Source organism: Mesorhizobium sp. M7A.F.Ca.CA.001.08.2.1, from assembly GCF_003998455.1.
Classification (GTDB): domain Bacteria; phylum Pseudomonadota; class Alphaproteobacteria; order Rhizobiales; family Rhizobiaceae; genus Mesorhizobium; species Mesorhizobium ciceri.
In genome coordinates this window covers 1-8,445 of record NZ_RZPW01000222.1, presented here as the reverse complement: position 1 = coordinate 8,445, position 8,445 = coordinate 1, and the positions used below count along the sequence as shown (strand labels likewise).

Here is an 8,445-nt window from a genome sequence, read left to right as displayed (position 1 = left end):
ATGCCATACCTGGCAAGCGCGTCGGCAGGGCCGATGCCCGACAGCATGAGCAGTTTCGGCGAGATGAGGGCGCCGGACGAGACAATCACGTCGGCATCCGCATAACTGGTACGCTCGGCGCCCGATGCGTCGGAGTAAACGACGCCCGTGACCCGCCCGTTTTCGATCAGCAGCCGACTGACAGTGCAATTGAGTTTCAGCGTCAGCTTAGGATCATTCGTCAGAGGCTCGATGAAAGCGTAGGCGGCGCTGCTTCGCTTTCCGCGCCGGTTCATGAACTGGTAGAAGCCGACGCCGCGCTGCGACGGGCCGTTGAAATCATGGTTGTACGGGAGTCCCAGTCCTTGGACCGCCTGGACGAACCATCGCGAAACATCATCGATGTGGCCGGGATCCGAGACCAGCAGCGGACCTTCGCTGCCATGCAGTTCGCCGCCGAGCCGATTGTTTCCCTCCATCCCGGTGAAGTGCGGCAGCACCGCCTGCCAGTTCCAGCGTACGCCGGCATTGTTGCCGCGCAGCATCTCGTCCCGCTCGTCGTAATCAGCCGAGCGGCCTCTCATATAGACCTGGGCGTTGACCGAGGTGCCGCCACCCAGCACGTTGCCTTGCGAGATTTCATGGACGCGGCCGTCTAGGTGGGCTTGCGGCTCTGTGCGGTGATAGCGCATGAATTTCGAGCCGTTGATCATCTTGAAGATGCCGGGAGGCATGTCGAGCAGGGGGTGATGGTGGGAATGGCCGGCCTCCAGCAACAGGGTTCGCCTCCCTGCTTTGACCAGCCTTGCCGCCGCGACGCATCCGGCTGCCCCGCCGCCCACCACGATATGGTCAAAGGACTGCGTCATGCCTCAGGCGCCTCACGGCTTTCGAATGTACCGCGCACATACTCCCAGGCCGCCGAAAGGTGGTTGAGCAGCGCCCGCTCGGCGCCATCGGGATCGCGCTCGATGATGGCCATGCAGATTTCCCGGTGGCTGAGGAAATTCACGCGGTTCCGTTCGGGCGATCGGGGCATGCGCATCCACTGCGGCGAAAGCCACGCGGTGAATGCCTTGTGCACCACAGGCAGCACCGGGTTTCGGGCGATATCGTAAAGCGCGGCATGAAAAGCCACGTCGGTTGCGTAGAAATTCTGCGAGTCCGGAATAGCCGCCTCGTTCATGGCCAGGGCGGCCCCGAGTGCTGCGATGTCTTCCTTGCGGGCATGGATGGCCGCGTTGCGTGCCAGGGACGCCTCGAGGAAGACGCGCACGTCATAGAGGTTCTTCACGCCTGCCTGGTCGCTCAGCAGATGGCCGACAATGCCCTCAAGCGCGCCGAGCGCGGCATCCAGGCCCGGCCTGCGCGCAACTGGCCTGAAGCGTGGACGGGCTTCCACCAAGCCGCGGCTGGCCAGGCGCGCAATCGCCTCACGCACAACGCCCCGGCCCACGCCATACGCGATCATAAGTTCGCGCTCGGCCGGCAGGTAGCTGCCGTCGCCAATCCGTCCGGACGTGATGTCGGCCTCGATTCCAGCCACCATCGCGTCGGCCGCCCGGGCGGCGAGAATTGCCGCGGGCATCTCAGGACGGTCTCCCAATTCCAGCAAGCTTTCATCCTCCCAGCGGTGACCCATTAAAAAGTAAATCGGACCAAAGCACAAGCGCGTTGACTGTTTTGTCGGACCAAATCGGAGGCCATGGTCCACCAGTTCTCTGGAAAGCCGCAGCTTATGTGGATGAAATGAGCAGAGTGGTTGCCAGTTGGCAAGCTTGGTGCAATTATGGTCCGACGAAAAGCTCGATGGAAGCAGCATGAACGGCACCGAGATCAAGGAGGTCGAGACCCGGCTATTCCGGGTCCCGCTGCGTGAGGTGATGACCGATGCCAAGCACGGCGCGCACACACATTTCGAGCTGGTGACCGTCACGTTGAGGCTTGCCGATGGCAGCGAGGGCACCGGATACACCTACACCGGCGGCAAGGGCGGCTATGCTATCAAGGCAATGATCGAGCACGACCTGGCGCCCTTCCTGCGGGGACGCGACGCGACCGGGATCGAGACGCTCTATGACGGCATGCTCTGGCACATCCACTATGTCGGACGAGGTGGCGTCGCATCCTTCGCGATATCGGCGGTCGACATTGCGTTGTGGGATATCAAGGGTCGGCGCAGTGGCCTGCCGCTGTGGCAGATGGCTGGTGCGGCAGGGAAGACCGCCAAGGCCTATCGGGGCGGCATCGACCTAAACTTAACCCTCGATCAGCTCCTGGCCAGCATCGATTCTTATATAAAGGCCGGCTTCACGGCGGTGAAGATCAAAGTCGGCAAGGACGACCTTGCGGAGGATGTGGCCCGGGTGAAGGCAGTCCGCGAGCGCATTGGGCCCGATACCATCTTTATGGTTGACGCCAACTATGCGCTGACCGTCCCGCGAGCGATCGAGGCAGCGAGAGCATTCGCGCCCTACGATCTGCTGTGGTTCGAGGAGCCCATCATACCCGACGATTATGAAGGTTACGCCAGCATTGCCAAGGCAACTGGGATGCCCCTGGCCATGGGAGAAAACCTGCATGTCATCGAGGAGTTCGAGCATGCCTTTGCATGGTCGAAGCTCGGCTACATCCAACCTGACGCCTCCAACTGCGGCGGTGTCACAGGCTGGCTGCGCGTGGCAGCGCTCTCACGCAGGGCTGGCATTCCGGTCTGCAGTCACGGAATGCAGGAACTTCATGTCAGCCTCGTTGCAGGCCAGACAAATGCCGGCTGGGTAGAGGCGCATAGTTTCGATATTGACCAATACACCGCTGAGCCGCTTAGACTTCAGAATGGTTTGGCGCTTGCACCCGACGGACCTGGCGTGGGCGTTGTCTTCGATTGGCAGAAACTGGCGGCGTTCACGACTAGCGCCCCCTGAATGAGCGCCAGTTCTGAACTTGATGAACGAGATGATGGTCCTGCGGGAGTGGAATCGGAATTGCGAACGGAGCAGTGCTGGGTCTCCAGGCGGTAATCACCGACCTGTTACACCGGCGTCGCTGATGGCTGATTTCCAGCCCCTGAGCGCAGTCTGGTGAGCCCTGAATGGACTCGCTCAATCTCAGCGCGCCCGGGCAATGCCGGGGAGGGCGTCTGCGTCCGGTGGCAAGGCCTCTCTCGGGGCTGGCTGTTCTGCTGCAGGCGACGGTGGTGGACCCGGTTCGGCCCGTTCCTCGGCGATCAGCCGGGCGCCGCGTTCATAGGTGAGATAGCGCCACAGCCATTGGATCGAGACCTGGACTCGGTGTTGAAAACCGACGAGCAGGTAAACATGGATGATCGCCCAAGCGGACCAGGCGAACCAGCCTTTCAATTTCAGCCTGCCGGACTCGAACACGGCAGCATGGCGGCCGACGATCGCCGTGTTGCCTCGATTTCTGAAGACAAAAGCCGGGAGATCCTCGCCAGTATCTGTCCGGCGTGCCAGGGCCTTGCCGAGGTGCTCGCCCTGCTGCTTGGCCACCTGGGCAAGACCCGGCAGTGGCTGGCCGTTCTCGTCGAGGAACAGCGCGACATCGCCAAGCGCGAAGATGTCGGAACGGCCCATTACCTGCAGGTCGGATCCGACCTTCACCCGGCCGCCGCGGTCTAGCCCGACACCAAGCTGGGCCGCCAGCGGCGAAGCCGCCACTCCGGCGGCCCAGAGCGTCAAGGCTACCGGGATGACCTTGCCGCCGACGGTGATCTTCTGTGCTTCGATGGCCTCGACGCGACTGTCGAGCGCGACGTCGACGCCCAGGCTTTCGAGGCGCAGACGTGCATATTCGGAAAGCTCCGGAGCGAAGCCGGCGAGCAGACGGTTGCCGGCTTCGACAAGTATGATCTTTGTCTTCTCTGGCCGGATGTTGCGGAAGTCGCGTGCCAGCGTGTGCCGGCTGAGTTCTGCGATGGAGCCCGCCAGTTCCACGCCGGTCGGGCCGCCGCCGATGATGGCGATCGTCATCAGCCGTGATTGCTCGACTGGATCGGTTGTCCGTTCCGCATGCTCAAACGACAGCAGCAGCCGTGACCGTATCGTGCGGGCGTCCTCGATGCTCTTCAAGCCCGGACAAACCCGAGCCCAGCTCTCCTGGCTGAAGTAGAATGGCTGCGAGCCCGTTGCCAAGACCAGCAGGTCATAGGGAACCGTGGTCCCATCGGCCAGAACCAGTATCCTGGCCTCGGTGTCGATCTTGGCGACATTGCCGAAGAGGACCTGAACAGAGGGATAGCGGCCCAGTATCTTGCGGATTGGCTCGGCGATGTCAGGCGCCGACAAGGCGGCTGTTGCAACCTGATATAGCAGGGGCTGGAACAGGTGGTGATTGTGGCGGTCGATGATCGTGACCCCGATCTCCGCCCCGCCGAGCGCCTTGGCTACCTCCAGACCGGCAAACCCTCCGCCGACCACCACGATGCGGGGTATCATACTTCTGCTGTGGCTACCCTCGATGTTCCGTTGGATGGCGCGTTGCATGATTGCTACTCCCCAGTCCGGTTCCGCAGGTCATAAGCTTGAAGGAATGCCTCGTTGCTGGATGGGACGACTGACATCCCAGCTCGAAAGACGATGACGGAAGTGGCGGCACCGTTGAAGAGCGGGCCAGCACCCGCAGCCAGTCCTGCAAGCAGGACGATGCTGGTCAGAGCCGCCGAGGCACCTGCCGGTCCACCGCGGTTGGGCAGCACCAGCACCAACAGCAGCGGCACGATTCCGAAGATGACCAGCCACCAAATATCCCAGGCGAGCGGCATGTCGCTGTTCATCTTGATCCGATGCAGGCCGAGCAGCCAATGGAACACAATGGCGTCCACCAGATGCCAGACGCCGAACCCGATGAAGGCCAGCCGAAGGATCTCGGTCGTCGTTACGGCCCGCCTGCCTGCTGCCCTCGCCGCCACCAGCAGCACCGTGCCGGCAACGGCGAACACGTACATGAACAAGTGGAAGAGGCCGTCGGCCATGATCTGGAAGCGCAGGTCGGAACCCGCCGGGTCGGCGAGGCCCGAGAGAAGATGATGCCATTGCAGAATCTGGTGCAGGACGATGCCGTCGAAGAAACCGCCCAGCGCGAAGCCGAGCAGAAGCCAGCCGACTCTCGTTCTCGGATCGAGTTTCGCGGTGATGGTGTCCATATCAGGACGACTCCGCCGAAACCGGAGAGCCAAGTCTGGTTAGCAGCTCCAGGTGCATCGCCCTGTCCGGCGTCGGGTCGTGGAGATCATGACGGGCCTCGATCCAGAAGGCGGTAATCAGCCCGCCGACCACTGTCGTCAGAACCAAAGTCCCAGCAATGATTGCCAGCATGGATGTCGACCCTTCAACCGCGGGCACGCCGCGCCCGACCCGAACCTTGGCTTCTGCCGTATGTTCCCTCGCGTCGGGCGTTCTGGGGAGGAACAATCAACTTACATCATGGTTCGGATGCCCTGTTGGGGGATGGCTGAAGCGGAGAACATTCATGAGTGAATATTCGGCGGCGGCTCCGAGCAGCCGCGACGACCACAAGCCGCGGGGCATCACCCGCTGGCTGTTTTCGACAACATGATCTGAGGGTTCACGTGCTGAGCTCCGGCGATGCCTTCGATCTTGCGATGCGACGTCCGGCAGGGGGTCCGGGAGCCTCGCCGCGTCAAAGCTGATGCGGTGGCGCGACGACAGCAAGGAAGACACGGCCTCCGCCGCCCCCCTCGCGAAGTCGTCGAGGTGACAGACTCGTCGCGTGGGCAAACAGCCTCGTCCCAACGGGCACCAGCGCTCGATCATGCTCGGCCAACGAAGAAAAGGGGTGCCGCTTCAAGACGCAGAATGCGCGTGTCGTTGAAATGCAATCGGAGGTGAAGAAGATCATGGGCCGCGGCCGGCTGCGACGAGCAATCGAGGATCGCTTCAGTTCGGCGGCCGGAGCTCTCTTGGGATTCATCATCGATCCTGATTGGGTCTTCCCTTAGCATTTTGACTGCCTCGTCCTTGCTGAGGCCGCAGTTGTGCGCAAAGTAGGTCGCTTCAATCGCCTTTTCACGATCCGCCGTGGATTCTGTGTGCTGTTTGGGTTTTTTGCCCATCATTCTCTACCTTGCATGCCACCGAACCGTCACAGTGCTGTGTTGTTCCCATGACATCGGTTCTGCTGACCTGCCGAGGCGCGGTTGCCTGATGTGCTCGACAAACGATATCCGCAACGCGCGAATGTCGTGACTTCAATGGTTTGACAGTAAAAGAGCCCGCGCCGTGGGAGGGGCCGGCGCGGGCGATCGGGTGACCGATCTTGCAGCGCGGGTCGACCGCTGCACGCCCCGAACTGTGCTTGCGGGAATTTGTTCCAGGTGCATTGCTCCGCGTCGGCGTCGCGGGTTTATGCAGGGGATGCGCTTGGCATTTCGCTTCGGACCCCGTCCAGACCTTGGATCTGTCTCTGCAAATGTGAGTGAACGTTCACTGTAAGTAGGTGGTCACGCGTGAGTGAATGGCGAACGCGAGCGGGTGATCTGATGCTATCGCATCGTTTCCACCTGCAGTCGTATGCAGAGCCTTAGCAGTTTTTAGCCGCATTCCTGACCTCGATGAACAGGGTCGAGAAGGTGCAGTCCATCACCGAAGATGTAGTCCGTGCAGATTCGGAATGTCGCCGGTCACGAAGAATGATGTGATCTGCCGCTTACCCTCGCCGGTGTGCTTGGTGGAGCCGACCAGGCCGTCGATAAGGACAAACGAATGCGAGGGCCGGTCGCCTCACGGACAAGGTCATGATTGGCCTGGAATTCCTTCTCCTGGATCGGGATGCCTTTCAGGACCGCCAGATCGGTCTCCCGGAGCTCAGAGATTTTCTACAGCTTGCGAAGACACGTATCCAGGTCTGCCCTTTTGTCCCCAACCTCACCCCCGGACTCGGGAGGGCGTCGCAACCGGAGCGTGGCAGCAAAGGAATCCGGCGGATACCTGCCTCGGAACAGATCATCGACGATCCTGTTGGGGCAGGAAACCGAAATCATTCCAAATGTGAAGGCAGGACAACAGACGAAGGGAAACCGAAGATGTCGAAGTCTTCCGACCGCACCGTACCCGGCGAAGGCAAGATCGAAACCGGCCCGAAAACATCTCCGCAACAGGATCCGGTGGAGGGATCTCGCGAGACAATCGATCGCGAACTCGAGCGGACAGATGACGAATATAGTTCCGACGAGGCGGAACGCTCGCGCCGAGACGTGCAAAAAAAGGTGGCGGAAGAGACCGAGCTGCCGGAACGCGGCTCGGCATAAGGATTGCCGGCACGTGCCAGGCAGAGACATGGAAGGTTCCATCCGAGGCCGTATCGCTGCTTTTTCGTGCTGCCTTCAACGCACCACACAAACCCGTGCGCGGTGCGCGGCGGTGATCCCAAGACGGCCAGGCTATCTTCGATGCCAAAGCTTGATTGTCGAGACCAACCACCCATGGCGTGGTCGCCTGGCGACGCGGCCTATCGCCGATCACACCTCGCCAGCGATCTCGGCAACTCTGTCAGGCTGCGCCGGCCCCTAGCTGCGAGCGGGCGAAGTCGCGGGCTGCGGAAGTGCCTCTGGGAAAGCCGCTGCGATCGCCATAGTCGCGCGGCCTGTTCCCGCTGCGAGCGTGGCGCGCGGACACGCCCTTCGCACCGATGATGCCGAGCAATGTGATGCCGGCGACCATGGCACGCGCGAGGCCCACATTGTCGCTTGGGACTGTCATGCCGATAGGCTGTCAACAATGTCGCGATGTCCAGCCCTCGCCAGCGACCCGGCTCCACAGCCCGGCCTGCTTGTCCACTGAAAGTGAGAGTATGCCGCTGCTTATTTCCCGCGCCCCAAAAGCACGGAGCAGATCTTCCTTGCCGCTCATGCCGAGGCACCGGCAATCCGCTCGGCGCCGACCAGATCGACGACACCCAGCGCGATGCTGAACCAGGCTCGTCATCCGGCTGTTCATGCCACATCACCTGGGGAAGTCGCTCTTGTCGGTCTGTTGGGCGCAGGTCGGGCAGGCGTGAAAACGGCTATGGCGCAGCTTAGGTGGGCCAAGGTCAACGAGCCTCGTCATTGCCTTCTCGCGAGGGCCACCAACGGCGGTGCTCGGCGCGTCTGCGAGGGTCGCGCACCTCAACTCGACGACATTAACCCGGACGCGCATGCTGATCCGACTGGAGCAGGGCGAGGGACGTTGCGACCGCGACGCCATGCTCTCGATCGTTTGGAACTGCTGCGGCTGAAATCCTGAGCCCGCCACCGGCCGACTGTAGCGCGAAACGGCTGCCAAACGAGCGATGTCCGGGCCTTCAAGGCCTCTTCTATTCCGGCCAAGCCGGCCCGGAGCCCGCATTCAGTCACATCCCTTGGACTTGGGTGCAGAGTTGCTGCATCGAGGCCATTTGAGCAGCCGAGTTTGCGCCCGAACCCGTGTTGGTGCTGGCAGTCTTATCACC

Annotated in this window: 9 protein-coding genes; 2 read left to right on the top strand and 7 right to left on the bottom strand. The window is 61.8% G+C overall.

Annotated features, from left to right (window positions below):
* Together EN914_RS15240 and EN914_RS15235 are read right to left on the bottom strand one after the other, a co-directional pair.
* On the bottom strand, positions 1-848 hold an 848-nt coding region (locus EN914_RS15240; RefSeq protein ID WP_164778745.1), incomplete at its 3' end, for a GMC family oxidoreductase.
* Positions 845-1,801, bottom strand: a complete 957-nt coding sequence (locus tag EN914_RS15235; protein ID WP_245265409.1) for an FCD domain-containing protein — start codon at positions 1,799-1,801, stop codon at positions 845-847. The genes EN914_RS15235 and EN914_RS15240, both read right to left, overlap by 4 nt.
* Between EN914_RS15235 and EN914_RS15230 the strand changes: the two genes are divergently transcribed.
* Positions 1,800-2,903 carry a mandelate racemase/muconate lactonizing enzyme family protein gene (locus EN914_RS15230; protein WP_013525264.1) on the top strand — a complete coding sequence of 368 codons (1,104 nt, stop codon included), beginning with the start codon at positions 1,800-1,802 and terminating at the stop codon, positions 2,901-2,903. The genes EN914_RS15235 and EN914_RS15230 overlap by 2 nt on opposite strands.
* Positions 2,904-3,086: 183 nt before the next feature.
* Here the strand turns inward: EN914_RS15230 and EN914_RS15225 are convergent, their stop codons facing one another.
* The 4 genes from EN914_RS15225 to EN914_RS15210 form a co-directional block, all read right to left on the bottom strand.
* Positions 3,087-4,481 carry an NAD(P)/FAD-dependent oxidoreductase gene (locus EN914_RS15225; protein WP_013525265.1) on the bottom strand — a complete coding sequence of 465 codons (1,395 nt, stop codon included), beginning with the start codon at positions 4,479-4,481 and terminating at the stop codon, positions 3,087-3,089.
* Between the two features lie 5 nt (positions 4,482-4,486).
* The gene (locus EN914_RS15220) at positions 4,487-5,140 is read right to left on the bottom strand and encodes a DUF2243 domain-containing protein (protein WP_024505435.1); all 654 of its coding nucleotides are present in this window, start codon (positions 5,138-5,140) and stop codon (positions 4,487-4,489) included.
* 1 nt (position 5,141) lies between these two features.
* On the bottom strand, positions 5,142-5,312 hold the full coding sequence (locus EN914_RS15215) for a hypothetical protein (protein WP_013525040.1): 171 nt from the start codon (positions 5,310-5,312) through the stop codon (positions 5,142-5,144).
* 455 nt (positions 5,313-5,767) lie between these two features.
* Positions 5,768-6,073 (bottom strand): hypothetical protein, encoded by a 306-nt coding sequence (locus tag EN914_RS15210; RefSeq protein ID WP_024505434.1) that lies wholly within the window; start codon positions 6,071-6,073, stop codon positions 5,768-5,770.
* Between the two features lie 678 nt (positions 6,074-6,751).
* Here EN914_RS15210 and EN914_RS38310 point away from each other — a divergent pair.
* The gene (locus EN914_RS38310; protein WP_155924996.1) at positions 6,752-7,264 is read left to right on the top strand and encodes a hypothetical protein; all 513 of its coding nucleotides are present in this window, start codon (positions 6,752-6,754) and stop codon (positions 7,262-7,264) included.
* A gap of 241 nt (positions 7,265-7,505) precedes the next feature.
* On the opposite strand, the gene EN914_RS39205 is transcribed toward EN914_RS38310, so the two are convergent.
* Positions 7,506-7,715 carry a hypothetical protein gene (locus EN914_RS39205; protein WP_245265408.1) on the bottom strand — a complete coding sequence of 70 codons (210 nt, stop codon included), beginning with the start codon at positions 7,713-7,715 and terminating at the stop codon, positions 7,506-7,508.
* Between the last annotated feature and the right edge of the window lie 730 nt (positions 7,716-8,445).